The sequence below is a fragment of the Psychrobacter sp. T6-1 genome (assembly GCF_052258445.1).
Window position 1 is genome coordinate 1 of record NZ_JBQQFC010000487.1, and the last position, 1,258, is coordinate 1,258.

General features: G+C 44.2%; 2 protein-coding genes. One reads left to right on the forward strand and one right to left on the reverse strand.

Features of this window, described 5'->3' with window-relative positions; all coding sequences use genetic code 11:
* A partial coding sequence (locus ACTXGO_RS14015) for a DUF1294 domain-containing protein (protein WP_443574949.1) occupies positions 1-544 on the reverse strand: 544 nt, incomplete at its 3' end.
* Positions 545-710: 166 nt separating this feature from the next.
* Between ACTXGO_RS14015 and ACTXGO_RS14020 the strand changes: the two genes are divergently transcribed.
* Positions 711-1,208, forward strand: a complete 498-nt coding sequence (locus tag ACTXGO_RS14020) for an FKBP-type peptidyl-prolyl cis-trans isomerase (protein WP_443574950.1) — start codon at positions 711-713, stop codon at positions 1,206-1,208.
* Positions 1,209-1,258 lie beyond the last annotated feature (50 nt).

Below are 1,258 nucleotides of genomic sequence, written 5' to 3' on the forward strand. Positions count from 1 at the left end.
TCTGGGCAACCAGCGCTCCAACCCAGCCGCCAAGCGCGCTTAAAATATGTAAAGTCATCTCAGGGGTGCGCCACTCATTGTTTTGCGCCGCTTTTTTATCTTTGGCATATATCGTATAAGTGATAACTCCTAAAGCTAGGTACCAGCCAACCACAAGCCAGCTTATCTCATTTGTGAATGCCAGTAGCGCTAGCACCCCATAAAACCCTAAACCAAGAAATAAACGCTTTTTTTGACCCTCCTCAAAGTCCGCTTGTGCGCTGCGTTTTTGGTTGCGCTTGCGAATTTGACTGTTCTTATTCGCCATTTTTTGCTGTACAAAGCTCAGCTCTTGTATTCGCTTGGCCTGCAGGCGACCTTGATTATCTTGCCCAAGCGTAAAGACAACGTGTTCGCCAATCTCTGGGCGGCGCTTTGCTTTGAACTCACTAATATGAAAAAACACCGACTCGCCATCACCCATTTTGATAAAACCAAAGCCTTTGTCATCTTGCCATTTTTGTACGACGCCTTGTACTAGGATGCTTCGCTCATTTTGTGCCATTGCTATATATGCTCACTTGTAGATTCAAAATTATAGTATTTTATCTATGGTACTTTATTTATATTTATAGTGCCGCAGTTACGTTACATTATTGACGCTTACACCAGCTATCATTTGCCTTATTATTTGATGCATTGCTTTTTTAATCACTAGGTGACCTTTGACTATGACCGACTCTCAATTTATCAATCCTAACGAAGACACGCGCATCGCTTACGGCAGTAGCGTCAAACTACATTTTGAAGTCTCACTTGAGAATGGAGAAATGATCGATTCAACCTTTAGTCGCGACGCCCCTGTCACGCTGACTATCGGTGATGAGAGTCTATTGCCTGGCTTTGAGCAGGTGCTGATGAACTTGCGGGCAGGCGATACGCGCACAGCACACCTTGACCCTGAACAAGCCTTTGGAGACTGGAACCCAGATAACGTCCAGCAGTTTAGTCGCACTCAATTTGCGCTCATCGCGGATAATCCTGAGATTGGCATGATGGTTGAGTTTGAGGATAAAGGTAAAAACACTTTGGCAGGTATCATAAGTGCTATCGATGATGATGAGATCGAAGTGGACTTCAACCATCCGCTCGCCGGTCAAGCGGTGCTTTTTAAAGTCCAAATATTCAAAGTCACTCCGCCTGGCGTGACTGGTATACAGCTCATTTAAAACAATAAAAAGGATAATAAGATGAAATATGAAACCCTGCCACAGATTCA

Coding starts and splice junctions, on each gene's coding strand:
- ACTXGO_RS14020 (WP_443574950.1), top strand. CDS start 711: ATGACCGACTCTCAATTTATCAATCCTAACGAAGACACGCGCATCGCT.